Genomic DNA, 26,278 nt, shown 5'->3' on the forward strand with positions numbered 1-26,278 from the left:
TGTGCCGACCGGTGCTGCGGCGCTCGCTCCACCCCAACCGGCGCGGCAAGGACGGCCAACTACACCGCGAGACCGTCTACTTCCTCGCCCACGCCTCCGCTGGCACCCCGCTTCCGGGCGGGTGGCAACCGATACCCTGCCCGCAGAAAGTGCCTTCCGCTTGGACCGACAGAACCCCTCGACAAGGTTCATCGTCCCAGTTCAGAACAATGCCGGGACTCTGTTGGCGATCTTGTGTGGGGTGCTGACAGGTCGTCCGTTCGGCGGTTCGCTGGAGTGGAGCGGGGTGGTTTCGGGGAGAGGGGCGGAGATGTCCTTGCGGGCCAGGAGTTTCCAGCGCATACCGACGCGGACAATGGTGACGGCGTGGGCGGCGTGTCCGAAGGGCACGCCGGCGATGCTGATACGGGACCGGCTGGATGTGGTGTTCGAGGACGGCGAGTTCGCTGACCTGTATCCGAAGGACGGTCGTCCGGGACTGTCACCTGGGCAGTTGGCGCTGGTGTCGGTGCTGCAGTTCGCGGAGAACCTCTCGGACCGCGCGGCCGCGAACGCGGTCCGCACCAGGATCGACTGGAAGTACGCCCTGGGCCTGGAGTTGAACGATCCCGGCTTCGACCACTCGGTGCTGTGCGAGTTCCGGGCCAGGCTGACCCAGGACGACGCGGCCGACCGGCTGCTGCGAGTGATGCTGCATCGGCTGACCGAGGCCGGGCTGCTTAAATCCGGCGGTCGGCAACGCACGGATGCGACCCATGTGCTTGCGGCGGTGCGCACGCTCAGCCGGCTGGAGCTGGTCGGCGAGAGCCTGCGGGCCGCCCTCGAGCAGCTCGCCCAGGCGGACCCGGACTGGCTGCTGCCGCTGGTCGAGCCGGAGTGGGACAAGCGCTACGGGCGCAAGATCGAGATCGGCAAGGTGCCCGGCGGGAAGGCCGGGGTCACCGCGCTGGCCGAGACCTTCGGCCGGGACGGACACAAGGTCCTGGCCGCCGCGTGGGCGGCCGACGCCCCTCCCCAGCTCCGGGCGTTGGCGCAGGTGGAAATCCTGCGCCAGGTCTGGGTGCACCACTACGTCTGGGATACCCGCGGGCGGCTGCGCTGGCGCGACGGACACGCGCTGCCTCCGGCATCGCTGCGGTTCGACTCCCCGTACGACACCGACGCGCACTACTGCGTCAAACGTGACACCGCCTGGTCCGGCTACCGCACTCACTTCACCGAGACGTGCACGTCAGACCTGCCGGAGGTGGTCGTGCATGTGGCCACCACGATCGCCCCGGTCCAGGACGGCGAACTCACCGCCCAGATCCACGACGATCTGGCCCAGGTCGGCCTCATCCCGGCCGAGCACGCCGTCGACGCCGCCTACATCAGCCCCGCGCAGATTGAACGCGCTCACCGGGTACACAGCATCACCCTGCTCGGCCCGGTCGTGCCCGACCACAGCCACCAGGCCAAAAGCGGGGCCGGCTTCGACAAGGCCGCCTTCGCCATCGACTGGGACCGCTGCCAGGCCACCTGCCCCCAGGGCACCGTCAGCCGCGAGTGGCGTCCCCTGCACATCAGCGGCCACAACTACATCCAGGTCAAGTTCGACAAGGCCACCTGCCTGGCCTGCCCCGTCCGACCCCAGTGCACCAAGGCGGTCAGTGGTCCGCGCTCGCTCGCACTGCTGCCCACCCGCGAACTGCACGAGATCCAGCAGCGCAACCGCCTCGACCAGCGCACCGAAGACTGGCAGCGCCGCTACGCGATCCGCGCCGGCATCGAAGCCACCCTCTCCCAGAACGTCCGCACCTGCGGCCTGCGCCGGACACGCTACCGAGGCCTGCCCAAGACGCACGTCCAGCACGTACTGACCGGCCTGGCCTGCAACGTCACCCGCATCACCGACTGGATCGCCGACCCTACGCGCCCCCGGCGAGCACCCAGCCACTTCCACGCCCTCTGCACCGCCGTCACCTGACCCCCACAAGATCACCAACAGAGTCACGCCGGTGAGTTAGCGCGTCGGTGCAGGTCAGGCACTTGATAGTGCGGGGTTTGGTTGGGAATATCCCCTGGTGACGTTGCGTGATCCGTCACTTCTGGTGACGTGTCGGCGGAGGCCGGGACACGGCAACGGAGTTCCCGGTAGGACAGAAGATCGACCAAGATCCGACTGTCCGCGAGGGAACTCCGTTGGGTACTCAGTGTGCCATCGTCCGCATGTCGTCTGCCATCACCGAGGGCAGCCAGGCCCCGTTGAACAGGCTGGTGACCCCCACGGACCGGCGCTTTGGCGAGCACGTCCGTCTCGGCGTGTTGACCGAGGAGATCAGCCCTGAACTGGTTGACGAGGTCGTGGAGTTGACCGGCTGCGGCGAGCGTCGCCGCCGGCTGTTGCCCGCCCGGGCGGTGGTCTACTTCATCCTGGCGTTGTGCCTGTTCAGCAGCTCCGACAGTGCCGGGCCGCCGGGATACCGGTCGGTCCTGCGCACGTTGACGGAGAAGCTGCGGCATCTGCCAGGCCTGTGTGTGCAGCGCTTGCCCACCAGCTCGGCCCTGACACGGGCCCGGCAGCGGCTGGGCGACAAGCCGCTGCAGGCGCTGTTCGAGCGGCGGTGCGGCACGCTGGCCACGACCGTCACTCCGGGCGCGTTCGCCTTCGGGCTGCGGCTGGTCGCCTGGGACGGCACCGCGCTGGATGTCCCCGACACCCCGGCAAACGCTGCTGAGTTCGGTTTCACCGGCAAGGGTGGTGTCAACCAGAGCGGACACCCACAGGTCCGCCTGATGGCCCTGACCGAATGCGGCACCCACGCCCTGGTCGACGCGGCCTTCGACGCCGTGGCCAGGTTCAGCGAGCACAAGCTCGCCCGCCGGCTGCTGGCCTCCCTGCGAGGGGACATGCTGCTGCTGGCCGACCGCAACTTCGCCGGATACCAGCTGTGGGGCCTGGCCCGCGCCACCGGCGCCCACCTGGCCTGGCGGATCAAGAAGAACCTGGTCTTCGTGCCGCTGCGGGTGCTGTCCGACGGGTCCTACCTGTCCATCATGCGCACGCCCGCGGAGAACATCCGCCACGGTCAGGCCCGCGCGGCCGGACGCACCCTGACCGAGCCGCCCCGGGGACACCTGGTACGGATCATCGAGTACACCGTGACCATCCACCCACAGGCCGGCCCACCCCGCACCGAGACGTTCCGGCTGGTCACCAGCCTGCTGGACCACCGCCTCGCCCCGGCCCACCAGCTGGCGAGGGCATATCACCAGCGGTGGGAGATCGAAAACGGATTCGCGGAACTGAAGAACCGCCTGCGCGGCGCCGGATTCATCCTGCGCTCCAAGGCGCCCGAGCTGATCTACCAGGAGATCTACGCCCTTCTCACCGTCTACCAGGCACTATGCGCACTGCAGACGCGCGCGGCAGAACACGGCGGGACCGATCCTGACCGGATCTCCTTCACCGTCACGGTGCAGCTCGCCCGGCTGGCCGTCGCCGCCCAGGCCGCAGCCGACGTCACCACACTGGCCGCCGCCCGCCGCGAAGCCACCACAGAGCTCTTGGCCGCCCTCCTGCCGCCCCGGCGCAACCGGCAGTGCCAGCGCATCAAGAAGCCGTCCAAGAACACCTTCGAGGTCAGAAAACGGGACCAGACCCGCACTCCCAGTAACGTCCGCTACACACTCAAAGTCACCAAGCACCCCACCTGACCTGCACCGACGCGCTAACTCACCGGCATTGCAGTTCAGAAGGTACTTTCGTGCTTCCGCCCCGCTTCCGCCTCATCCCGACCGAAACGGCGAGGCCAGGGGCTGCCCCTAACCCTCCAGGAACACGGGATTGGTGAGCGCCGCCGGCGCTCCCGGCAGCCCCGGCACGGTCGACGGGTGGCGGACCTCGGCGCGGACATAGGCGGCGTACGCCGGAGTCGTATGCCACTCCACCGTGCCCGAGCCCGACTCCGGCAGCGCTGTGGTGAACAGCGTGCCCTGGTCCGTGACGAAGTGGACGGTGCAGCCGGGCGCCCCGGTCACCTCCAGCCGTACGGTGACCGGGCTGTCCGCGTCGGCCCGCAGCCGCTCACCGATCCCCGCGTGTCCGCCGCGCCCGCCCGAGGCGCCGAAGGAGAGGCTGACGGCGGACGACTCGGTGATGTACGAGTGCCCGGACCGGATGCCTGCGACGATCGCGTCGCGCGAGAGCTCCTCGGCGAGGACGACGGTCTGCGGCAGCCCCACCTTGTCCGGCTCGCGGTGCGCGTCGCTGTTGCCCATCGCCGGGACCCAGGGTTTCGACGCGCGGACGGCCGCCACGAGAGAGTTGTCCCACTCGGCGAGCGCGATCTCGTCCTCCGGGGTGTACGGCCCGTTCCACACCTCCACCGCGTCGGCCTCGCCGAACCCGAACTTCCAGTGGCAGCCGATGCAGGTGGCGTGCGGATGGGCGGGGACGACCAGGCCACCCGCCCGGCGGACGGCCTTCGCGTAGTGCCCGAAGCGGTTGTCGCGGGCCCGGTAGCGCCAGTCGACGAAGGTGCCCGGGTCCGTGGCGAGCGCGATCACATGACCGTTGCGGGTGGTGATCTCCTCACCCGTCAGGATGAGCAGGTCGTCGCCCCACAGCCCCTGCCACGCGCTGTGCGCGGTGTGGGTGTTGTGCTCGCTGCTGTTGATGAAGTCGAGCCCGGCGGCGCGCGCGGCGGTGGCGATCTCGGCGGGGGTGCGCTTGCCGTCCGAGTGGACGGAGTGCAGATGGCAGTCGCCGCGGTACCAGGCGCGGCCCCGGCCCTTGGCGCGCTCGGGCGGGTACCCGGGCGCCGACGTGGTGCCGGGCTCGCCGAACCGGAGGGTGATCGTAACCTCGTACGGGAGCCCTTCGGGCGCGACGGTGTACGGGCCCAGCGCGATGGTCCAGGTCCCGGCCCGTACCGGACCCGCGACATAACCGGGTGTCGCCTCGTCCGCCCGGATGAAGAAGCCGGCACGCGCCCCGCCGGACCAGCCACGGAATCCGCGCCCGCCCAGTTCCGTGCCGCCCTCGTCGAAGATGCCGATGTCCAGGGCGTTGCCCTGGGTGCCGGCCGGGACGGGCGTCTTCTCGTACGTGTACGAGACGGCGATCTCCCGTACCCCGTGCGGCACTTCGACGGGCAGGTAGACGAAGTCGGGCGACCCGGTCGGCAGGGTGCCGCGCACGGTCATCGTCAGATCGGCCTGGTCCGTACCGCCACCCTTGCCGTTGTCCTCGCCGGGCGCGGCGTTCGCGAAGCTCACAGTGGACAACGTTAGGGCGGTGGCGGCGGTCCCGACGAGAAGGCCACGCCTGCCGAGCGGGCCGTTCTGCGGGGTGTGCGATCCGGTCATGCGAGTGGCTCCCCGGGGTGTCGTGAGTGACGAGGGTGACGGACCTGAACCCTGCTATGGGGCCATGAACTCACGGCAAACGGAAGAAGGTTGACGGACAGGAACCGGGACCCGAGAGGCCCTGGGCGTCCTGACCGGCACCGCATAGGTTGGGGCCAGACGACGACGGAGGTGCCCTCGCATGCGGATCGCCACAACGATCTTCCTCACCGACGAGACGATCACGCCGGTACGGCTCGCGCGCGAACTCGAACAGCGCGGATTCGCCGGGCTCTATCTGCCCGAGCACACCCACATCCCGGTGACCAGGGACACCCCCTACCCGGCGGGCGGCGAACTTCCGCCCGAGTACGGCCGCACCCTCGACCCGTTCGTCGCCCTCGGCCAGGCCGCCGCGGTCACGGAACGCCTCACGCTCGGCACCGGCATCACGCTGATCGCCCAGCACGACCCGATCGACCTGGCGAAGCAGATCGCCACGCTCGACCATCTCTCCGGCGGCCGGTTCACGCTCGGCCTCGGCTTCGGGTGGAACGTCGAGGAGGCTGCGGACCACGGGGTGACCTGGTCGACGCGGCGGGAGCTGGGCCGCGACCGGATGGCGCTGATGCGCGCCCTGTGGGCGGACGAACCCACCGCGTACGAGGGCGAGTTCGGATCGGTTCGGGCCAGTCGTGCGCACCCGAAGCCGGTCCAGAAACCGCGCGGCCCGGTGTCCGGCCCGCGCACCCTGATCGGCGGCGCGGCCGGCCCCAAGCTGTTCGCCCACATCGCGGAGTACGCGGACGGCTGGCTGCCGATCGGCGGCCGGGGGCTCACGGAGTCGGTGCCCGTGCTGCTCGCGGCCTGGGAGTCGGCGGGCCGCGACCCGGAGCAGCTCCAGGTGGTGCCGTACGCGGTGCTGCCGAGCGCGGGGAAGCTGGCGCACTACGCGGAGCTGGGCGTCGAGGAGGTCGTGCTGCAGCTGCCCCCGGCGGTGGAGGCGGAGGTACTGCGCACGCTGGACGACTACGCGCAGTACCTGTGACCTCGGTAGGCCTGCACGGACGATCTCCACTTCGACGCTCATGCCGGGGAGGGAGCTGTCGGTTGTCGACGCCGTCGGGCGGTTGCTGCCTCCCTCACCGCCCGCCGCAGGGGCCACGCGAGCGGCTCGGTCACCAGCAGCGCGACCGAGGCGGTCGCCCGCTGACCGGACAGGGAGAGCGTCAGCGGTACGTATGCAGAAGGAGGCGCCCCACCGGTGGTGGGGCGCCTTTTCGCGTCAGGTCGGTGAGACCGGACCAGCGTTCGCCCATGGTGACGGGCTGGGTCCCATGGCTTACGGCAGCCCCGGAGCAGGTTGCCGCCCAGAAGCGGCACTCGACATCAGTGCAACCCTGGGGTTGCGACTGGAGTCGCGATGTGCAACTCTGGGGTTGCATTCAATGGCGGCGATGAAGGAGTCCCCTCATGAGCGAACAACGGATCGAGCGCGAAACCCTGATCGCGGCATCCCTGGAGCGGGTCTGGTCGCTGGTGACCGAACCCGGGTTCTGGGTGGCGGACCCGGCGAGCCTCCACGGCACCGTGGCCGAAGAAGGCGAGTCGGTGCTGGCGAAGAACGCCGAGTACGGCGACTTCCCGGTGCGCGTGGAGAAGGTCGAGCCGCCGACGTACGTGGCGTACCGCTGGGCCAGCGCGTTTCCCGGGGAAGAACTGCGCGAGGACAACAGCACCCTCGTGGAGTTCACGTTGACTCCGGAGGGCGACAAGACCAGGCTCCGCGTCGTCGAGAGCGGTTTCGAGGCGCTGGCCGGGTCCGAGGAGCTGCGCACCCAGGCACTGAAGGACAACAGCGGCGGCTGGCCACAGGTGTTCGACGCGCTCAGGACGCGTGCCGAACAGTCATCCGTGTGACGGACGAACGCCGCAGCCCTGGCGAAGCGGTCGACAGCGTTCTCGGCGCGCTGGCCGACCCGATGCGACGTCAACTGCTCGATCTGCTCGCCGCGCAGGGCGAGGTCAGCGCGACGACGCTCGCCGAACGAGTGCCCGTGTCGCGGCAGGCGGTGGTCAAGCACCTCGCCGTCCTGGAAGCCGCCGGACTGGTCTCCGGCAGACGGGTCGGGCGCGAGGTGCGGTACGCGGTGCGGCCCGCGGCGCTGGACGCGACGGCGCGGTGGATGGCCGCGCTCGCGGCCGACTGGGATCGGCGCTTGGCGCACATCAAGCGCGTCGCTGAGGCGGCGGAGCGGGACTCGCGCCAGTAGCGCGGCGCGGCGTGCGCCGGACAGGCCGGATCGGCGCCGGTCACGGCGGATGGGGGGCGGCGGGTCACGCGTGACGACGGGGCCGTCGGCCCGGTCACGCGTGACCGGGCCGACGGCCGCCGCTGGGTCAGGGCAGCACCAGGATCGCGTCGCCGACCGGGCGCTCGCCCGCCGCGTCGGACGGGTGGTTGATCATCTTGTCGCCGACGACCATCGTCGTCGAGCCACCGCCGTCCAGGTTGACGGCGCTCTCCATGCCGAGGGAGTCGGCCACCGCGGCGCTCTCCGCGATGGACAGACCGAGGCTGTCGACCGCGCGGCCGTCGACCGTGGCCAGCATGATCCGGCCGTGCCCGTCCACGCCGGCGATCGTGCGCGGGTTCCGCTTGGCCGCCCAGCCGTAGTAGAAGCTCGGGTCGCCGGGCCGGACCATGCCGTCGGCCTGCGGCGTCACATGGGGACGGCCGTCGCGGACGAGTTCCGGGCCACCGTTGACGGCCATCTGCGGGGCGTGGGCGGGTCGTCCCCGCTGGTCGGTCAGGTGGCCGCTGACGGCGAGGCGGGCGCCCAGAGGGGCCATCGCGCGCAGGGCGGCGGCCTGGGTACCGGTGCCCTGGACCGAGCGGGCGCCGTCCGGGAGCGCACCGCCACGGGGCTCGCGGACCTCGGTCACCCGGCCCTGCCGGTCGAGGACGGCTTCCACGCCGGGGCCGGACGGGGTGCCGGTGCCGTAGTCCGCGGTGAAGGCGACGAGTTCGTCGGTGTCCGTGCAGGTCGTGTCGTGGAGCGGGTGGCTGGTGGGCCGGTCGTCGTGGGTGCCGCCGCAGTTGCGGATGAGGCCGGGGACGCGGTTGATTCCGTCGAGCGCCAGCGCGGCGCCGCCCCTGCTGACCTTGCCGGTCCAGCTGTACCGGTCGACGCCGGCGTGCTGCGCGTCGGCGGTGAACGTGAACACCGGCCGGCCGTTGGTGGACTCGCTCAGCAGCCGTCCGTCGTAGACACCCAGACCTGCCGGGTCGCCGGGCGCGCCGGCGGCGGGGTCGAGCACGAAGAACCCGGCGTTGACTCCCGCAGTCGCGTTTCGGGCCCGGGCGAGCACGCTGGTGGTCTCGCGCCGCTCGATGTCCGGCCCGAAGTCGCCGACGAGGTCGCCGCGGAACGTCTTGGGGTCGATGGTGAGTACCTGAACGTGCCACGGACCGCGGTCGGTCGAGGCGCCGTCCCACCCGGTGAAGACGGCGGAGGCGGTGAAACCCGCGGCCCGCACCCGCGCGAGGAGCGTGTTGGTGGCAGCCTTGTCGGTGTCCAGCCCGATCCGTACCCGGAAGCCGAGGCTGCCGCCGGCGAAGTCGGCCACGGCAGGGGTCGTGACCTCCTCGACGCGAGCGGCGAATCCCTTGCCGGACAGGGCGCCGGCGAGAGCGTCGGCATGCGCCCGGTCGGCCACGGCGGTGGGCGGCGCGTCGGGGTCGGGGTCGTTGCCGCCACCGGGGACGGCGACCTCGACGGTCCAGCCGTCGGCCGGATCGGACTCGCCGCGAACGATCGTGGTCAGGGTGACGCCCGGCTGGAACGTCTCGACAGTACGTGTCTCGGGAAGGCCGCGCGGGCCGAGCGGCAGCCCGTGGTCCCGATCGGCGGCCGCCGTCGGCCCGCCGACGGTCCCGGCCACGAGGGCTATCGCTGCTACGACTGCGAACTTCCTGGGTCCGACACGCATATGACACCTCGTCCTTGATCCGTGATGGCGGCCTCACCTAAACACGGGAGCCCATGGCCCGGTAAGCCCTTTCCGGGATCGGATGCGCTTCGAGCCGGGTCCGGTCCGGTCCGCGACGGTTCCGGCAACGGTCCTGTCCCCGGTCGCCCGCCGCGCCGGACGGGTGCCGGCCGCGTCGGCCGGGAGCGGCCGTCACGCGGGGCAGGGGTCCCGGCCGCCCCGCAGGCGTCCGTCCCGCTCGCCCGCATCGCTCGTATGCTCGGTTCATGACCGATCTTCAGCGCGGACGCCCGACCACCAACTCCATGCGGCGCGCTCTCAAGCGGGCCCGTGACGGGGTCGCTCTCGATGTGACCGAGGCCGCCGTCCTGCTCCAGGCGCGCGGCGACGACCTGACGGACCTCGCGGCGTCCGCCGCCCGGGTGCGGGACGCAGGCCTGGAAGCCGCGGGCCGGCCGGGCGTCATCACGTACTCGCGCAAGGTCTTCATCCCGCTGACCCGGCTGTGCCGCGACAAGTGCCACTACTGCACCTTCGTCACTGTCCCCGGCAAGCTCCGCAAGGCCGGGCACGGGATGTTCCTGTCGCCCGACGAGGCGCTGGACATCGCCCGCAAGGGCGCCGCGATGGGCTGCAAGGAAGCGCTGTTCACGCTCGGCGACCGGCCCGAGGACCGCTGGCCGGAGGCGCGGGAGTGGCTGGAGGCCGAGGGTTACGACGACACCCTGGCGTACGTACGGGCCATGGCGATCCGGGTCCTGGAGGAGACCGGACTCCTCCCGCACCTCAACCCCGGCGTGCTGACCTGGACCGATCTGCAGCGGCTCAAGCCCGTCGCCCCCTCCATGGGCATGATGCTGGAGACGACGGCCACCCGCCTGTGGTCCGAGCCGGGCGGCCCGCACCACGGCTCCCCGGACAAGGAGCCCGCGGTGCGACTGCGGGTGCTGGAGGACGCGGGCCGTTCCAACGTCCCGTTCACCACCGGGATCCTGATCGGGATCGGTGAGTCGTACGAGGAACGCGCCGACTCCCTCTTCGAGCTCCGCAAGACCGCCCGCGCCTACCACGGCATCCAGGAGGTCATCGTCCAGAACTTCCGCGCCAAACCCGACACGGCGATGCGCGGGATGCCGGACGCCGAACTGGAGGAGCTGGCCGCGGCCATCGCCGTGGCCCGCCACATCCTCGGCCCGTCCGCCCGCATCCAGGCCCCGCCGAACCTCGTCGACGCCGAGTACGCACTGCTCATCGGCGCCGGGATCGACGACTGGGGCGGTGTCTCACCGCTCACCCCGGACCATGTGAACCCCGAACGGCCCTGGCCGCACATCGACGAACTCGCCGCAAAGACCGCCGAGTCGGGCTTCTCCCTGCGCGAACGGCTCACCATCTACCCGGAGTTCATCCAGCGCGGCGAGCCGTGGCTCGACCCCCGCCTCCTCCCGCACGTCCGGGCGCTCGCCGACCCGGAGACGGGTCTCGCGAAGGAAGGGACGATTCCGGCCGGGCTGCCCTGGCAGGAGCCCGACGAGGGCTTCAACGCCTCCGGCCGCACCGATCTGCACCGCACCATCGACACCGAGGGTCGCACCGGCGACCGCCGCGACGACTTCGACGAGGTGTACGGGGACTGGGAGGCGCTGCGCGAGGCCGCCGCGCCCGGCATGGTCCCGTCCCGGATCGACACGGATGTGAAGTCCGCGCTGGCCGCCGCCGCCGACGATCCGACGAAACTCACCGACGACGAGGCACTCGCCCTGCTCCACGCCGACGGGCCGGCTCTCGACGCACTGTGCCGGATCGCCGACGAGCTACGGCGCGACGTGGTCGGCGACGACGTCACGTACATCGTCACGCGGAACATCAACTTCACCAACGTCTGCTACACCGGCTGCCGCTTCTGCGCCTTCGCCCAGCGGCGCACGGACGCCGACGCGTACACCCTGTCGCTGGACCAGGTCGCCGACCGGGCCGCACAGGCGTGGGACGTCGGCGCCGTCGAGGTGTGCATGCAGGGCGGTATCCACCCGGACCTGCCCGGCACCGCGTACTTCGACATCGCACGCGCGGTGAAGGAACGCGTGCCCGGCATGCATGTGCACGCCTTCTCGCCGATGGAGGTCGTCAACGGTGCCACCCGCACCGGGATGTCCGTCCGCGACTGGCTGACCGCTGCGAAGGAGGCCGGGCTCGACTCCATCCCCGGCACCGCCGCCGAAATCCTCGACGACGAGGTCCGCTGGGTCCTCACCAAGGGGAAACTGCCGACGGCCACCTGGCTCGACGTCATCAGGACCGCCCACGAGGTGGGGCTGCGATCGTCGTCGACGATGATGTACGGCCACGTCGACCAGCCCCGCCACTGGCTCGGTCATCTGAGGACCCTGGCCCGCCTCCAGCAGGAGACCGGTGGTTTCACGGAGTTCGTGACGCTGCCGTTCATCCACACCAACGCCCCCGTCTACCTCGCGGGCATCGCCCGGCCGGGCCCGACCGACCGCGACAACCGGGCCGTCACCGCCATGGCCCGGCTCCTTCTGCACCCGCACATCACCAACATCCAGACCAGCTGGGTCAAGCTCGGTACGGAGGGCGCGGCCGAAATGCTGCGTTCGGGCGCGAACGACCTCGGCGGCACGCTGATGGAGGAGACCATCTCCCGGATGGCGGGTTCGAGTTACGGCTCGTACCGGTCGGTCCAGGACCTGATCGCCATCGCGCAGCTGGCGGGCCGGCCGGCGAAGCCGCGTACGACGCTGTACGGGGAAGTGCCGCAGGAGCGGGTGACGGCCGCCGCCGCCTCGGACGGGCATCTGCCGGAACTGCTGCCGGTCCTGTCGGACTGACCCGTGGTTCCGCTGTGCGAGCACGTTGCGAGCGAGACGTTGCCACGGCCCATGGACGACTGTTGCCCCGCGGTACGGAAATCCCCGCAGATTGCCGTTCAAAAGTGACCGCGAGAGCCACTCCGTACATACCGTTCCGGTCCTCAACCGGCCGTTCCCCGTTCGATTACAGTGCTGCGGAGTCGGAGCTGCGCAGCCGTACGAGGACGGGGAAGGGGCACGGTGAGCACAGGAGCCACAGCTGTCTGGGGCCGTGTCGAACAGCAGGACTTCCGCAGCCGGGTACGTGGCTGTCTGCTGGGCGGAGCCATCGGTGACGCGCTCGGTGCGGCCGTCACCGGTCTCTCGCTCGAAGAGATCCGCGCGGCCCACGGCGCCGACGCCGTCACCGACTTCGTCCCCGTCCACGGCAGACGGGGCGCGGTCACCGCGGTCACCCAGCTCAACCTGTTCACCGTCGACGGGCTGATCCGCGCCCAGGTCCGCCGCGACACCGGCGCCTGGCACCCGCCCACCGATGTGCACCGGGCCCATCTGCGCTGGGTCGCCACCCAGCACGACTGGGGGCCCGACGAGCGCCGCCAGGAGAACGGCTGGCTCGCCCGGGAGGAGTGGCTGTACGCGCGCCGCGCCCCCACCCGGGAATGTCTCACCGGGTTCGGCGACGCCACGATGGGCACCCTCGACCGGCCCAAGAACCCCACCGCACGCGACTCGGCGGCCCTCACCCGGTCCGCCCCGTTCGGGCTGCTGGTCGGGTGGGAGCCGCAGCTCGTCCTCCAGTTGGCCGTCGAATGCGCCGCCCAGACCCACGGTCACCCCACCGCCCTGCTCTCCGCGGGCGCCCTCGCCGTCATGGTGCACGGCCTGGCCCGCGGCGAGACCCTGGACGGCGCCGTGCAGCAGGCCCTCGCGCTGCTCGCCGAGCGCCCCGGCCATGAACAGGTCACCGATGCGCTCAAGCAGGCCCTCGGCTCCGTACGCCAGGGGATCCCGGGCCCGGCCCTCATCGAGGCGCTGGGCGACACGGACTCCGCGGAGGAGGTGCTGGCCGTCGCTGTGTACTGCGCCCTGGTCGGCGAGGACGTGCGGCACGGGCTGCGGCTCGCGGTGAACCACGGCGGCCCTTCCGCGGCCACCGGGGCCCTGTGCGGGGCCCTCCTCGGCGCGCTGCACGGCGAGACCGCGCTGCCGCCGGCCTGGCTCGCCGAACTGGAGGGCAGGGCCACCCTCCTCGAACTCGCCGACGACTTCGCCATGGAGATGACCCAGGGTCCGGCCCTGCACAGCCCGTCGGCCGCCGCACCGGGCTGGCTGACCCGCTACCCGCGCGGGTGAACCGCGCCGCGGGCCGACCCGCGGAGCACGTACGAGGGGCGGGGTACGGACACCGCCGTGTCCGTCCCCCGCCCCCTCGGCTCCGTGCGGGCGGATCAGTCCTTCACGCCCTCCGCGACGGTGGTGTCGCCGGCACCGGCCTGCGCCGGAACCGTCGCGCCGGTCGATGAACCGTCGCCGTCCGTGTTGATCTGCTCGATCAGCGCGTCGCGCTCCGGGGTGTCCTCCGGCTTGATGAAGCCGATCGCGATGTAGAGCACCAGCGAGATCGCCAGCGGCAGCGCCACCTGGTACTGGAGCGCGACACTCGTCTTCACCGAACCGTCGAAGTTGTAGTTGGTGAAGTAGAACGCCAGCAGACCCGCAGCCCAGCTGACGAGCGCCGCCGTCGGACCCGACTTACGGAACCTGCGCAGCAGGCCCAGCATGAACGGGATGGCGATCGGACCCATCAGACCGGCCACCCACTTGATGACGACGGAGATGATGTCCTTGAACGTCGGCGAGTTGATCTGGGTGGCGAGCGCCATCGACAGACCGAGGAAGCCGAGCGTGGACACCCGGGCCGCCAGCAGACCGGTGCGGCTGCTCCAGGTGCGGGCCGCCTTCGAGAGGACCGGGGCGATGTCCCGGGTGAAGACCGCCGCGATGGCGTTGGCGTCCGAGGAGCACATGGCCATCGTGTGCGAGAAGAAGCCGACGACGACCAGACCCAGCAGGCCGTGCGGCAGCAGCTGCTCGGTCATCAGGGCGTAGCTGTCGGAGGCGTCCGGCTTCTGGGCGTGGACCAGCAGCGGGGCGCACCACATCGGGAAGAACAGGACCGTCGGCCAGACCAGCCACAGAATGGCGGAGAGCCGGGCGGAGCGGGTTGCGGAGGCGGCGGAGTCCGTGGCCATGTAGCGCTGGGCCTGGTTCCACATGCCGCCGTTGTACTCGAACGTCTTGATGAAGAGGTATGCCAGCAGGAAGGTCACCGTGTACGGGCCCGCCGTGGGGTCGGTGTGGCCCTCGGGAAGTTTGTCCCAGACCGTCCACAGCGTGCTGATACCGTCCAGCTTGGCCATGGCGGTGACGAGCATCGCGATCCCGGCGAAGAGCTGGATGATGAACTGCCCGAGCTCTGTGAGCGCGTCGGCCCACAGTCCGCCGACCGTGCAGTACACGGCGGTGATGCAGCCGGTGATGAAGATGCCCTGGGTGATCGAGATGCCGGTGAAGACGGAGAGCAGGGTGGCGATGGCCGCCCACTTGGCGCCGACGTCCACGATCTTCAGCAGCAGGCCCGACCAGGCGAGCGCCTGCTGCGTCGGGATGTTGTAGCGGTTCTTGAGGTACTCGAGCGGCGAGGCGACGTGCAGTCGCGAGCGCAGCCGGTTGAGCCGCGGTGCGAAGAGCTGGGCGCCGATGCCGATGCCGATGGCGATCGGCAGCGACCAGGTCACGAACGACGTGATGCCGAACTGGTACGCGATGCCGGCGTAACCGGTGAACATCACCGCGCTGTAGCCGGACATGTGGTGCGAGATGCCGGACAGCCACCACGGCATCTTGCCGCCGGCCGTGAAGAAGTCGCTGACGTTGTCCACACGCTTGTGGGACCAGAGTCCGATCGCGATCATCACGCCGAAGTAGCCGATGAGCACGACCCAGTCGAGACTGTTCATGTGCCCCCTCCTGGGGTCCGCCTTATGAACGGGGTTACGCACTTCGTCAGTACGGCCGCCCAGCGGGGCCCCGTGCGGGAGCGGGGACATCGGGGATTGAACCGGTTGTTCGGTACCTCGGTCAAGGTTTTTCGCGATCAGGGATGTGAACGCCAATCAGTAAGTCGAACGATTTTACTTGTTCTTGACTCACGGGGGCGTTGTCGTGAACGTGACGGCGGCCACACGATGAGCGGGCACTTCGTCAGGCTGTGCAGAGCAATCACGAGCACTGGAGAGCGCAGAAAGACCGCACGGGATGCGGGTCCCGTGCGGCCGAGAAGGAGGAGAACTGCCCTTGACGACAGCGGATCAGCGCATCAGCTCGCCGGCGTTGACCAGCAGGGACTGCCCGGTGATCGACCGGGCGCGGTCGGAGGCCAGGAACACCGCGGCCTCCGCCACGTCACCGTCCGTGGCCAGCTCGGGCAGTGCCATCCGTTCGGCGAGCCTGCCGAGTACGTCGGCCTCCGGTATGCCCTCGGAGTGCGCGGTGAACCGGACGTAGGCCTGCACCGGCGGGCCCCACATCCAGCCGGGCAGCACCGTGTTGACCCGGATCCGGTGCGGGCCGAACTCCCGCGCCATGGAGTACATCGCCGAGGTGAGCGCGCCCTTCGACGCCGCGTACGCCGCCTGCCGCACCTGGGACGGTGCGGCGACCGACGACTGCGTACCGATGACGACCACGGAGCCTCCCCGTTCCTTGAGGCCGGGCAGGCAGGCGCGCGTCATCCGCAGCGTGCCGAGCAGATTGACGTCGATCACCGACTGCCAGGTGGCGAGGTCGGCGTCCTCGACGCCGCCGAAGTAGCTGTCCCGGGCGGCGACATGGACCACCGCGTCGATCCGCCCGAACCGCTCCAGCGCCAGCGCGGCAAGCGCCTCGCACTGCGCCTCGTCGGTGATGTCGGTGGCCAGATGGGCGGTGTGCCGGCCCTCGGGATCGATCTCGGCGGCCGACTTGGCGAGCCGCTCCGCGGTGCGCGCCCCGAGGACCGCACTGCCGCCGTCCCGTACCACCGTCTCCGCGATCCGGTGCCCGAGCCCGGCTCCGACCCCGGACACCACGACGGTCTTCCCCGCGAGCAACATCGGTGCCTCCCGGCCCTGGCAGTTTTCCTGACGGGGCGTCAGAGTAGGGCTGGATGTCGACGGAGGGAAGTCACTCGGCCCACTGGGGGCGGATGTGCGCGGGGTTGAAAGGTGTCCTGCCCTTTCCGGAAGGCATGACGTATACGGCCGTGAATGCCTCGCCCGCGATGGTGCGACGCTGTTCAAAACTGCCGTTCTTCCACTCTTGCTCGTAGTTGTGGGCCGGTCGTCCCGCTGGTCGCGTCATGGCGTCCGCCGGCCGATGCTCCAGAGCGTCCAGGTCGGCATTCATGGAGGAAAGTGACTGATAGTAGTCGTCTGGACGCATATCGCGCACATGGGCGGCGTCCTTGGCCCAGGCGGCGATGAGCTCCTGTTTGCGGGTGCTGACAGCTGAGATGCGGGAGTGGATGTCGGCCACCGGTTCGGCGGGCTCTCCGGCGAGCGAAGGGTTCGAGGCTCGAGTGCGCCCCCAGCCGTCTCTCTGGCGGGGATTTCCCGTGCGATGCTTCCCCTGGTAGGAAACGAACCCGCAGTAGCGTGGGTTGGTAATGATCGCCTTTATGGTGGCCGGCGCCCACTTGACCCCCTGTGGTGACGGGATTTTCTCTCGGTTGAGTTCGCGGGCGATCCCCGTGATTGACGTGCCGGCTGCGAACCGTTCGTAGATGCGCCGTGCGATCCGCGCGCGATCCCGGCGGAGCGTTCCGTCGGGGTTCCATGCGTAGGGCGTACGTCCGGTCAACTCGCCTGCCGAAGCGTCCGCCAGGTGGCTTCGGGCGACCCTTCGGGATGTGTCTTCCGAAGCTTTGAGGGCCATGATGCACAGCATCCGGGCCATGTGCCGGTCGGAGTCGTGGATCAGATTGAGGTCACCCGTGACGCCCGTTGCGGGACGCTTGGTGTGTTCCACTACGTCGATCAGGTCTTCTAGATCCAACGCCGTTCAGTTAGGGCGGGGGTGGGTGGCGTCAAGGGTCCGTGGTGAGCATGTTGATGCTGATGGTGGCCTTGTAGGTGGTCCGGTCGATGGCGGGTCCGCGGGCGTTGTACTTGGAGATCGCTCGTTTGACGATGCGGTCTTTCGTGCGGACCCGCCGCTGGGGCAGGAGTTGGGCCAGCACGTGGCGGCCGATGACTCCGACCAGGTCGATGATGGTGTCCGCGATGATGCCCGCGGCCAGGATGAGCTGGTCGCGGGCGGCGGACAGCGCGACGGTGAAGCCGGCCCGGTCCGGGTCGGTGCCCGGGACGCTGTCGGTGGCATCCGTCATCGCTGTCCGCAGCGCCTGGTAGGCGACCAGTAGCGCCCAGACCTCCTGCTCGACCCCGGCCGGGGTGCGGGCGCGCAGGACCCGCCCGCCCAGGATCGTGGATTTCAGCTCCGCGTAGGCCGTCTCGATCTCCCAGCGTTCGTGGTAGAGCCGGATGAGTTCGCAGGCTGGGTGCGCCGACGGGTCGGTGAGAGTGGTCAGCAGCCGGTAGTGGCCGATACGGACGCCTTGGGAGGTGGCGATGCTGATCTCGGCGTCGATCACCCGGACGGTCGGCGCGCCGAGCCGGGCAAGGAAGGTTCCGTCGCCGCAGCGGGCCACCGGCGGCAGTTTCCGACCGGACTTGCACCGAACCAGTAGATGCGCGCCTGTGGCGGCGAAGCGGTTCAGCAGGTCTGCGGCGGCAAAGTTCCGGTCGCCCAGGAGCAGCATCCCGGGGCGCAGATCGCCGGTCAGACGGCTGGCGTATTCCAGCTCGCCGGTGGTGGCCGGGCCGAACGCCGCCCCGATCACCGCCCGGGTCCCGCAGGCCACCAGTGCAGTCAGCCGGATCTGCGGATAGCCCCCAGCCCCGCTGTTGCACCGCTGTTTGGAGAACACGGCGAGATTCGCCGGGGCGTCCGGCACCGACAGCAGCGTGCCGTCGACCGCCACCACCAGCAGCCCGCGCCACCTCGTCGCCGCCGCCGTCGTGGCCACCGGGCCGCGGACCAGATTGAACAGTGCCTTCAACGGCGCGGCCCCCAGACGCTGGCGGGCCTGTCGTAACGCGCTGCCGCTCGGTCTGGCGGGCGCCAGGCCCGCCAGACCGGCGCACAACCGGTCGAAAACCTGCCGATAGCCCAGCTCAGCGAACAACGCCCCGGCCAGCAGCAGATACACCGTGACTCGCGCCGGTACCAGCCGGACCCGCCGCTGAAAGGTCCCGGTCGCCGCCAGCACGTCATCGACCATCTCGAACGGCACGATCCGGGTCAGCTCGCCGATATGGCCAGGCGCGAACACCCCGGCCGCTACCTTGACCGTCCTTGTTATGGCAGCCTGTTCCAACAGCGGAGCTCCTGTGGTGAGGATGTCTTGGAGGACAAACCTCTTCTACAGCAGCTCCGCTGCCTCGTTCACCGGCCTTGACACACAGCCCCCACGCCTAACTGAACGGCGTGACTCTGTTGGCGATCTTGTGTGGGGTGCTGACAGGTCGTCCGTTCGGCGGTTCGCTGGAGTGGAGCGGGGTGGTTTCGGGGAGAGGGGCGGAGATGTCCTTGCGGGCCAGGAGTTTCCAGCGCATACCGACGCGGACAATGGTGACGGCGTGGGCGGCGTGTCCGAAGGGCACGCCGGCGATGCTGATACGGGACCGGCTGGATGTGGTGTTCGAGGACGGCGAGTTCGCTGACCTGTATCCGAAGGACGGTCGTCCGGGACTGTCACCTGGGCAGTTGGCGCTGGTGTCGGTGCTGCAGTTCGCGGAGAACCTCTCGGACCGCGCGGCCGCGAACGCGGTCCGCACCAGGATCGACTGGAAGTACGCCCTGGGCCTGGAGTTGAACGATCCCGGCTTCGACCACTCGGTGCTGTGCGAGTTCCGGGCCAGGCTGGCCCAGGACGACGCGGCCGACCGGCTGCTGCGAGTGATGCTGCATCGGCTGACCGAGGCCGGGCTGCTTAAATCCGGCGGTCGGCAACGCACGGATGCGACCCATGTGCTTGCGGCGGTGCGCACGCTCAGCCGGCTGGAGCTGGTCGGCGAGAGCCTGCGGGCCGCCCTCGAGCAGCTCGCCCAGGCGGACCCGGACTGGCTGCTGCCGCTGGTCGAGCCGGAGTGGGACAAGCGCTACGGGCGCAAGATCGAGATCGGCAAGGTGCCCGGCGGGAAGGCCGGGGTCACCGCGCTGGCCGAGACCTTCGGCCGGGACGGACACAAGGTCCTGGCCGCCGCGTGGGCGGCCGACGCCCCTCCCCAGCTCCGGGCGTTGGCGCAGGTGGAAATCCTGCGCCAGGTCTGGGTGCACCACTACGTCTGGGATACCCGCGGGCGGCTGCGCTGGCGCGACGGACACGCGCTGCCTCCGGCATCGCTGCGGTTCGACTCCCCGTACGACACCGACGCGCACTACTGCGTCAAACGTGACACCGCCTGGTCCGGCTACCGCACTCACTTCACCGAGACGTGCACGTCAGACCTGCCGGAGGTGGTCGTGCATGTGGCCACCACGATCGCCCCGGTCCAGGACGGCGAACTCACCGCCCAGATCCACGACGATCTGGCCCAGGTCGGCCTCATCCCGGCCGAGCACGCCGTCGACGCCGCCTACATCAGCCCCGCGCAGATTGAACGCGCTCACCGGGTACACAGCATCACCCTGCTCGGCCCGGTCGTGCCCGACCACAGCCACCAGGCCAAAAGCGGGGCCGGCTTCGACAAGGCCGCCTTCGCCATCGACTGGGACCGCTGCCAGGCCACCTGCCCCCAGGGCACCGTCAGCCGCGAGTGGCGTCCCCTGCACATCAGCGGCCACAACTACATCCAGGTCAAGTTCGACAAGGCCACCTGCCTGGCCTGCCCCGTCCGACCCCAGTGCACCAAGGCGGTCAGTGGTCCGCGCTCGCTCGCACTGCTGCCCACCCGCGAACTGCACGAGATCCAGCAGCGCAACCGCCTCGACCAGCGCACCGAAGACTGGCAGCGCCGCTACGCGATCCGCGCCGGCATCGAAGCCACCCTCTCCCAGAACGTCCGCACCTGCGGCCTGCGCCGGACACGCTACCGAGGCCTGCCCAAGACGCACGTCCAGCACGTACTGACCGGCCTGGCCTGCAACGTCACCCGCATCACCGACTGGATCGCCGACCCTACGCGCCCCCGGCGAGCACCCAGCCACTTCCACGCCCTCTGCACCGCCGTCACCTGACCCCCACAAGATCACCAACAGAGTCACGGCGTTGCTTCTAGATCCCGTGGCTGTCGCGCAAGTCGATCGATGTCGTAGAAGATGACGCCGTCGATGCGGCCTGCGAGCAGGTCGCCGAGCATGCGCCGGAACTCGGGGCGCACCACTATCCAGTCGACTGACCCGTCCGCCTGTATCACTCGCTTTTTCTTGAAGGCCCCTGTGTCGTTCTCCCGGTAGGTCTCGGCGAACGGGCCCCAGCCGAGCCTGATCCGCTTCAGTCCTGCGTCATGGAGCTGCAGTTCGAGGCTCCGCTCGTCGCCGCTTCTGTCGCACGAGGTGCGCAGGTAGCACCCGGGGCGGCGAGGGGCGAACTCGCGAAGTGAGTCGCCGATGGCGAGCGTGACCGAGGAGCGGTTCCGTACGCGCTCCGGGATCAGGATGCCTTCCAGCAGCAGGTCGGCGTGCGTGGGGGCCGGGTTGCGGCGCGGGTTCATGGAGCCTCCCGGTAGTACGTTCATGGCACCCCTGAACGTAGTCATTGCCCGCGAATGAACCGGCGCATTGGATGCCGCTCATGCAGACGAACGTTCGATCGCACGGGCATTCCCATTGATCCGCAGCTGACGTACCGTCAGAACGCATGCATCGAGGTGGAGGGGGAGTGGGTGCGATGGGTGACGGCGATGAGGGGACCTACCCAGACCTGTACGCCAAGTTGGCCTCGGTCGGTCCGTACCGGGTGGAGGTGGGACATGCGTTGATCACCATGGTCGAGCCTCACGCCGGGCATGAGCATGCCTACCACAGATGGTACGAAGACGATCACTACTACGCGGGCGCGATGGCGATGCCCTGGATGTTCGCCGGACGGCGCTGGGTGGCCACCCGGGAGCTCCAGGAGCTGCGCTACCCGGAGAGGTCGGCGGTGGCGCAGCCGGTCGGCGCCGGGTGCTACCTGTCCACGTACTGGGTGACGGACGGGCGCTACGACGACCACATGAAGTGGACCGTCGGGATCAACAAGCGGCTGAATCGGGACGGCCGCGTCTATCAGGACCGTACCCATGTGTTCACCGCGTTCCAGGACCACGAGGCGACGGTCTACCGGGACGGCGCCGCAGGCCCCAGGGATTACCACGCCCTCGACCACCCGTACCGCGGACTGGTGCTCCAAGTGATCGACGCCGAAGGCGCCGGGCAGCGGGCCGAGCTGCTGGAGTGGCTGCGCTCCCGGCATCTGCCGAAGCGGCTCGGCGGCTCACCGGCGGCGATGGTGACCGTCTTCCGCCCCACGCCGCTGCCGGGCGATCGGATGACCTATGTGAAGCAGGTCGAGGGCGTCGACACCAGGCTGACCCTTCTCTGGTTCCTCCAGGAGGACCCACGGGACTGCTGGGCGGAGCATTTCACCGGGCTCGACGCGGCGGTCGCGGAATCCGGCCTGGGCCGGGTCGAGCTGGTGGCGCCGTTCATTCCGACCGTGCCCGGCACCGACCGGTATGTGGATCAACTGCGTTGATTCCGAGCATGGGTTGGCATTCAACGCCCCGGACCCACGCCCGATGGTGGGCCTACCTGACAGCGCGATCTGCCGCACATATTGTGGCTGTTCGACCCAGGTGCTGACGGGTATTGGCGGAACGGGGGCTTGGATGGAAGCGCAGATGATCGAGCTGGCACGGGCTGCGGGGACCGCTGTGGTCACGCTCATGGCCACCGATGCATGGGAGAGGGCACGAGAGGGGGTCGTTGCCCTGTGGCGACGGGCCAGCCCCGCGCGCGCTGAGGGGGTCCTGAACGAACTGGATGCAGCTCGGGATGATCTTCTCGCGGCCAGGGAAACTGGAGACGAACTGACTGAGCAGGAGCTTCGAGAGGCATGGACGGGCCGCGTTCGGCGCCTTCTCAGTGAAAGGCCCGAGGTGGCCTCGGACTTGCGTCAGATTCTGTCGGAACTTGATCCCGTACTGCGGGACGGTGCACCGCGCACCGTGCGGATGCGTGCCGAAGCGTCTGGTAGCGGCCGTGTCTACCAGGCAGGGCGCGACCAGCACATCACCGAGCGGTGAGCCGGGCCGAAAAGGACCCAGAGCATCTGATGCAGGGGTGGGCATCAGACCAGGGCCGTGTGTACCTGGCGACCGGCGACCAGCACATCACTGAACACGTCACTGAACACCACTACCATCACCCTTCGGACGAGAGCTCGTCCATCTTCGGCCCGTCAATGCAGCGAACGGTGGTGGGGGCGCAGCCCAGTCATCGGTTCGACTGGCCGGCCCCGGCTTCGGTGCGCACTCCGCTCGTCGGGCGGACTCCTCCGGTCCTTCGGGACCGGACGGACCTTGTGAGCAGACTGATGGACGCCGTTCAGAATGAGAGCGGGGGAATTCACGTCCTTCACGGGCTGGGTGGCTGTGGCAAGACGGCTGTGGCCCAGGGTGTCTTCAACGCAGTCACACGCCAAGGCGACCGCATAGGCCTGTGGGTCAACGCCTCCGAACGAACCACCCTCCGAGCAGGAATGCTTGCAGTGGCCGCCGACCGTGGTGCTGAGTCATACGAGCTTGCTGCTGCGTATGACGGACAGCGCGCGTCGGCTGACCTTGTCTGGCATTATCTGCACTGCTCGTCGCAGCCATGGGTCCTGGTTCTGGACAATGCGGATGACCCTGCAGCCCTCGAAGAAGGCACGTGGCTGAGGCCGAGTTCGCAAGGCGCCGTTATCGTGACCACCCGCCAGGCCAGCTCGCATGTATGGAATGGAGCAGAGCTGCACCGCGTGGGCGTACTGCCTGTGGAAGATGCGGCATTGGTGCTGCGCGACCTGGCTCCTGCGGCCGGCACTCTGGAAGAGGCCGAAACCGTGGCCCGAAGACTCGATTGCCTTCCGCTTGCACTGACCTTGGCCGGATCCTTCCTGTCTCGTCAACTTCTGGAGAGTTGGTCCATGAGCGATTACAGGCGGCACTTGGACAGCAACCCCACCGAGCTCATCGACCGAGGAGTGGCGCCAGGGAGCTCGGAGAAGAATGCGCGGCAACTCGTCGGCCGGACATGGGAGATTACGCTGAGAGCTCTCGCCGAAGAGGGAATCCCCGAGTGTGTTTCGTTGCTACGTCTGCTGTCCTGTTGGAGCTCTGACCCGGTTCCGCTTTCGCTGCTGCTTCCCTCGTCTGTTGATGCCGCCGGTCTGAGCGCCTTCGATCCGCCACTGCCTGGGCATCGGATCGAGATGGCGCTCCGCGGCCTACTGGATCATTCGATGGTTTCGCTCGTCGAGTCGGAGGAGAGCGGCGAGGTAGTGCGGTGTATCAAGACGCACGGCGTTCTTCTCGACAGCGTGGCGGCTGCGGCGCCGAAGGATCAGAGGCCGCTCCTGGTCGAGGCGGCAGCGCGTCTGCTCGGCGGTGAGATCCCTTCCGAGGTGTGCGGAGCGCAGGCGGTAGGCCGTGTTCGCCGCCTTGTCCCGCATGCGGCGCACCTGCTTCGGCGCGTGGAGGATGCTGCCACAGGACTCAACGCGGTCGAGGTCACAACTTTGGTGGCCAAGCACGTTTTTGAGAGCGGAGACTACCAAGCCTCCCTCTTTTTGGCTCAGGCTGCCGCGGAGACGGCGCAGACGCACCTGGGCCCGGATCATCCACTGACATTCCGTGCGGAGCATCGTGCGGCCGTGGCCCTGTTCAGGCTCGGCCGCTTCGAGGAGTCCGAGACCCTGCACCGGAGAGTTCTTGACGGGCGGGAAAGGGTACTCGGGGCGCAGCACGCGGAAACCATGGAGAGTCGCCAGGATATCCATGAGCCGCTCGGCCAGCTGGGAAGAGTGGAGGATTGCATTGCGGTTCTGAGGGAGACGGAGGGAATTCGCAGCAGAGTTCTTGGTGACACCCATCCGGACACGCTCTATGCTCGAGCGCTTCTCATCGAATACTTGGCTGTTGCCGATATTGTCGAGGAATTTGACAGAATGGGGTCGGCAACTGTGGCCGCCTGTGAGGAGATTCTTGGATGTGACTCCCTGGCCACCGTGACTGGTCGCCACAATCTCGCCTACGGTCTGTATCATTTCGGTAGGTACGAGCAGGCTGAGCCGATTGCCCGAAGGGCCTTGTCGGACCGTGAACGTGTGCACGGCGCTGCTCACCCACTGACTCTCTCAGCCACGGTCCTCCTGAGCTGGATCCTTGCTGAGCGGGGATCGCTGGAGGAGTCCATCTCATTCGGGCGTCTCGCAGTGGCTGGCCAGGAGCGGGCTCTCGGGCCCGAGCACCCTTATCTGCTCTCGAATCGAGCGAGACTGGCTGCTTCTCTCGCTGCCTTCGGTCAGTTGGACGAGGCGCAGGCGCTTGCACGGCTCAATTTGCCGCTGTGTGAGCGCGTACTGGGGGTGGACAGTTCTGTCACGGCGAGGACCCGCAGCCTGCTGGTTGGCCAGTAGGCGGGCAACCAGCCCTCTCGGCCAGGACGGCGGGCCAGTCGAGAGGGCTTGACTCAGGCTGCGGCTCACGCGATCGGACAGCCGCACCGTTCAGCCTCAGTGCTGAGTGGTGCGGCTGACGTCCAAGAGGAACATCGACCATGTCTTCGTGGTGAAGTCGAGGACTCCGCTGCGCGGATTCTTCGAATCGCGAACCAACACGGCGTGGTGTCCTGCCGTCTTAACCTCTACACAATCTCCATTTACGGCGGAATATGAGGACTTAGTCCATTCCGTCAGTGCGTCACGCCGAATCGCCATAATGACTCCGATGGTTGTGCCAGTTGTTGGGCGTAGTGCGCCCGGCCGCTGCGCTCAGCGACCTAAGGGCGACGCTACGCCGCAACATCATCGGAGGTGAGTGCCGTTCACTCGTACGGATGGCATATATCTTTGAGATCTTCCCGGCTAGGGTTGTGTAGGTGTATGGTCCGCCCCGCCTTAACGGGGCGTATCGCTCACAAGCCGCAGCTTTCCGCTGCCCTGAGAATGAACTCGCGGGATTGCTCCGCGCTTAGCGCCTTGGCCCGCAGGTGCTCGTACATCACTGTGTAGCTCTGAACGTCGTTCGCCTTCTCCAGGTACAGGTCGCTCGTGACGCCCTCAAGGTAAACGACGCTTGCGTCCATGGCCTCCTGAAACTCAAGGATGGCGAACTTTCCGTACATGCCCGGATGTGCTCCGACGGCATACGGCAAGACCTGAAGCGTCACGTGTGGCAGTTCACTCAGCTCTGCCAGGTGCGACAGCTGGTCAGCCATGATCTGCGGATTGCCGACGACGCGACGCAGCAGCGCCTCATCGATCACCGCCCAGAAGCGGAGTGGGTTGACCGGATCGGTTAGGCGATCCTGGCGCTTGAGACGGATCTGAATGCGTTTGTCGATCTCGCTGGGTGTGGCCTCCGGCCACATCCCTTCGATCACCGCCTGCGCGTACTGTCGTGTCTGCAGCAGACCGGGAACGATCAGCGATTCGTACACGCGCAGCGAAGCCGCGTCGGTCTCCAGGCCGATGTAGACGCTGTACGGGATGTCGCCGAAGGCGTGCCACCAGCCCTGCTGGCGGGAGTCCTTGGCCATCTGCATGAGCGAGTCGACGATCCGGTGGTCCTCGACCTCGTACACCCCGCAGAGATCGCGGACGTCGCGCTGACTGATGGACCGGCGGCCGTTCTCCAGGCGGCTGATCTTCGACTGCGAGACCAGCAGCCGCTCCGCCACCTCCTCGGCCGTCATGCCCTTGAGCTCGCGCAGGCGGCGCAATTCCTGACCCAACCGGCGTCGCCTGACGGTGGGATTGACGTTGGTCGGCACGGAAA

Annotated in this window: 22 protein-coding genes; 11 read left to right on the plus strand and 11 right to left on the minus strand. The window is 68.8% G+C overall.

Going from position 1 to position 26,278, the window contains the following annotated elements; all coding sequences use genetic code 11:
• Positions 1-201 precede the first annotated feature (201 nt).
• Positions 202-390 carry a hypothetical protein gene (locus tag OHA03_RS16635; RefSeq protein ID WP_267004627.1) on the minus strand — a complete coding sequence of 63 codons (189 nt, stop codon included), beginning with the start codon at positions 388-390 and terminating at the stop codon, positions 202-204.
• 7 nt (positions 391-397) lie between these two features.
• Here OHA03_RS16635 and OHA03_RS16640 point away from each other — a divergent pair, with 7 nt between their 5' ends.
• Positions 398-1,966: an IS1182 family transposase gene (locus OHA03_RS16640; RefSeq protein WP_267004628.1), complete on the plus strand. Its 1,569-nt coding sequence runs from the start codon at positions 398-400 to the stop codon at positions 1,964-1,966.
• A 242-nt stretch (positions 1,967-2,208) separates the two neighbouring features.
• Positions 2,209-3,696, plus strand: a complete 1,488-nt coding sequence (locus OHA03_RS16645) for an IS4 family transposase (protein WP_267000869.1) — start codon at positions 2,209-2,211, stop codon at positions 3,694-3,696.
• A gap of 108 nt (positions 3,697-3,804) precedes the next feature.
• Here OHA03_RS16645 and OHA03_RS16650 read toward each other — a convergent pair whose 3' ends face one another.
• Complete coding sequence (locus tag OHA03_RS16650; protein WP_267004629.1) at positions 3,805-5,349, minus strand: CehA/McbA family metallohydrolase; 1,545 nt, start codon at positions 5,347-5,349, stop codon at positions 3,805-3,807.
• A gap of 181 nt (positions 5,350-5,530) precedes the next feature.
• Between OHA03_RS16650 and OHA03_RS16655 the strand changes: the two genes are divergently transcribed.
• From OHA03_RS16655 to OHA03_RS16665, 3 genes are all read left to right on the plus strand, one after another.
• Positions 5,531-6,376: an LLM class F420-dependent oxidoreductase gene (locus tag OHA03_RS16655; protein ID WP_267004630.1), complete on the plus strand. Its 846-nt coding sequence runs from the start codon at positions 5,531-5,533 to the stop codon at positions 6,374-6,376.
• Between the two features lie 425 nt (positions 6,377-6,801).
• Positions 6,802-7,248: an SRPBCC domain-containing protein gene (locus OHA03_RS16660; RefSeq protein ID WP_267004631.1), complete on the plus strand. Its 447-nt coding sequence runs from the start codon at positions 6,802-6,804 to the stop codon at positions 7,246-7,248.
• Positions 7,245-7,601: a helix-turn-helix transcriptional regulator gene (locus OHA03_RS16665; RefSeq protein ID WP_267004632.1), complete on the plus strand. Its 357-nt coding sequence runs from the start codon at positions 7,245-7,247 to the stop codon at positions 7,599-7,601. The genes OHA03_RS16660 and OHA03_RS16665 overlap by 4 nt, the downstream gene beginning before the upstream one ends.
• 127 nt (positions 7,602-7,728) lie before the next feature.
• Here OHA03_RS16665 and OHA03_RS16670 read toward each other — a convergent pair whose 3' ends face one another.
• A complete protein-coding gene (locus OHA03_RS16670; RefSeq protein WP_267004633.1) occupies positions 7,729-9,321 on the minus strand; it encodes a phosphodiester glycosidase family protein in 1,593 nt (530 codons plus the stop codon).
• 266 nt (positions 9,322-9,587) lie between these two features.
• Between OHA03_RS16670 and OHA03_RS16675 the strand changes: the two genes are divergently transcribed.
• Both OHA03_RS16675 and OHA03_RS16680 read left to right on the plus strand, forming a co-directional pair.
• Positions 9,588-12,170: a bifunctional FO biosynthesis protein CofGH gene (locus OHA03_RS16675; protein WP_267004634.1), complete on the plus strand. Its 2,583-nt coding sequence runs from the start codon at positions 9,588-9,590 to the stop codon at positions 12,168-12,170.
• A gap of 222 nt (positions 12,171-12,392) precedes the next feature.
• On the plus strand, positions 12,393-13,508 hold the full coding sequence (locus OHA03_RS16680; RefSeq protein ID WP_267004635.1) for an ADP-ribosylglycohydrolase family protein: 1,116 nt from the start codon (positions 12,393-12,395) through the stop codon (positions 13,506-13,508).
• Between the two features lie 95 nt (positions 13,509-13,603).
• Here the strand turns inward: OHA03_RS16680 and OHA03_RS16685 are convergent, their stop codons facing one another.
• The 5 genes from OHA03_RS16685 to OHA03_RS16705 form a co-directional block, all read right to left on the minus strand.
• A complete protein-coding gene (locus OHA03_RS16685) occupies positions 13,604-15,175 on the minus strand; it encodes a sodium:solute symporter family protein (RefSeq protein ID WP_267004636.1) in 1,572 nt (523 codons plus the stop codon).
• A gap of 351 nt (positions 15,176-15,526) precedes the next feature.
• The gene (locus OHA03_RS16690; protein WP_267004637.1) at positions 15,527-16,309 is read right to left on the minus strand and encodes an SDR family oxidoreductase; all 783 of its coding nucleotides are present in this window, start codon (positions 16,307-16,309) and stop codon (positions 15,527-15,529) included.
• Between the two features lie 70 nt (positions 16,310-16,379).
• Positions 16,380-17,222 (minus strand): recombinase family protein, encoded by an 843-nt coding sequence (locus OHA03_RS16695; RefSeq protein ID WP_267004638.1) that lies wholly within the window; start codon positions 17,220-17,222, stop codon positions 16,380-16,382.
• 58 nt (positions 17,223-17,280) lie between these two features.
• Positions 17,281-18,633, minus strand: a complete 1,353-nt coding sequence (locus tag OHA03_RS16700) for an IS4 family transposase (protein WP_267004639.1) — start codon at positions 18,631-18,633, stop codon at positions 17,281-17,283.
• Positions 18,634-18,730: 97 nt separating this feature from the next.
• Entirely contained in the window at positions 18,731-18,919 is a 189-nt protein-coding gene (locus OHA03_RS16705; protein WP_267004640.1) for a hypothetical protein, read from the minus strand.
• A 7-nt stretch (positions 18,920-18,926) separates the two neighbouring features.
• Here OHA03_RS16705 and OHA03_RS16710 point away from each other — a divergent pair, with 7 nt between their 5' ends.
• Positions 18,927-20,495, plus strand: a complete 1,569-nt coding sequence (locus OHA03_RS16710; protein ID WP_267004641.1) for an IS1182 family transposase — start codon at positions 18,927-18,929, stop codon at positions 20,493-20,495.
• Between the two features lie 23 nt (positions 20,496-20,518).
• On the opposite strand, the gene OHA03_RS16715 is transcribed toward OHA03_RS16710, so the two are convergent.
• The gene (locus OHA03_RS16715; protein WP_267004642.1) at positions 20,519-20,971 is read right to left on the minus strand and encodes a recombinase family protein; all 453 of its coding nucleotides are present in this window, start codon (positions 20,969-20,971) and stop codon (positions 20,519-20,521) included.
• A 176-nt stretch (positions 20,972-21,147) separates the two neighbouring features.
• Here OHA03_RS16715 and OHA03_RS16720 point away from each other — a divergent pair, with 176 nt between their 5' ends.
• The 3 genes from OHA03_RS16720 (at position 21,148) to OHA03_RS16730 (ending at position 24,918) form a co-directional block, all read left to right on the plus strand.
• Entirely contained in the window at positions 21,148-21,996 is an 849-nt protein-coding gene (locus OHA03_RS16720) for a hypothetical protein (protein WP_267004643.1), read from the plus strand.
• Between the two features lie 133 nt (positions 21,997-22,129).
• Positions 22,130-22,546 carry a hypothetical protein gene (locus tag OHA03_RS16725; RefSeq protein WP_267004644.1) on the plus strand — a complete coding sequence of 139 codons (417 nt, stop codon included), beginning with the start codon at positions 22,130-22,132 and terminating at the stop codon, positions 22,544-22,546.
• Positions 22,543-24,918 (plus strand): tetratricopeptide repeat protein, encoded by a 2,376-nt coding sequence (locus OHA03_RS16730; protein WP_267004645.1) that lies wholly within the window; start codon positions 22,543-22,545, stop codon positions 24,916-24,918. Before OHA03_RS16725 ends, OHA03_RS16730 begins: the two co-directional genes overlap by 4 nt.
• Before the next feature lie 96 nt (positions 24,919-25,014).
• Here OHA03_RS16730 and OHA03_RS16735 read toward each other — a convergent pair whose 3' ends face one another.
• Together OHA03_RS16735 and OHA03_RS16740 are read right to left on the minus strand one after the other, a co-directional pair.
• Positions 25,015-25,218, minus strand: a complete 204-nt coding sequence (locus tag OHA03_RS16735; protein WP_267004646.1) for a DUF397 domain-containing protein — start codon at positions 25,216-25,218, stop codon at positions 25,015-25,017.
• A gap of 197 nt (positions 25,219-25,415) precedes the next feature.
• On the minus strand, positions 25,416-26,273 hold the full coding sequence (locus OHA03_RS16740) for a helix-turn-helix transcriptional regulator (RefSeq protein ID WP_267004647.1): 858 nt from the start codon (positions 26,271-26,273) through the stop codon (positions 25,416-25,418).
• Positions 26,274-26,278 lie beyond the last annotated feature (5 nt).

It is taken from the genome of Streptomyces sp. NBC_00154 (assembly GCF_026342835.1).
Classification (GTDB): Bacteria; Actinomycetota; Actinomycetes; order Streptomycetales; family Streptomycetaceae; genus Streptomyces.